The 387-nt window shown below is 64.6% G+C and carries 1 protein-coding gene; it reads left to right on the top strand.

Features of this window, described 5'->3' with window-relative positions; genetic code table 11:
* Window positions 1-363: hypothetical protein (locus EOE67_RS20615; RefSeq protein ID WP_206099686.1), on the top strand; the 363-nt coding region annotated here is incomplete at its 5' end.
* Between the last annotated feature and the right edge of the window lie 24 nt (window positions 364-387).

Here is a 387-nt window from a genome sequence, read left to right as displayed (position 1 = left end):
GTCAGCGGTAGTACGCCGAATGGCGATCGCCGCGTCAGCGGTAGTACGCCGAATGGCGCTCACCGCGTCAGCGGTAGTACGCCGAATGGCGCTCACCGCGTCAGCGGTAGTACGCCGAATGGCGCTCGCCGCGTCAGCGACAGTACGCCGAATGGCGCTCGCCGCGTCAGCGGTAGTACGCCGAATGGCGCTCGCCGCGTCAGCGGTAGTACGTCGAATGGCGATCGCCGCGTCAGCGGTAGTACGCCGAATGGCGCTCGCCGCGTCAGCGGTAGTACGCCGAATGGCGCTCACCGCGTCAGCGGTAGTACGCCGAATGGCGCTCACCGCGTCATCGACAGTACGCCGAATGGTGACTTGTAGCGAATCAACAGCCTAATTATTGGC

It is taken from the genome of Rheinheimera riviphila (assembly GCF_004005945.1).
Lineage (GTDB): Bacteria > Pseudomonadota > Gammaproteobacteria > Enterobacterales > Alteromonadaceae > Pararheinheimera > Pararheinheimera riviphila.
This window is presented reverse-complemented; position numbering and strand designations above follow the sequence as displayed.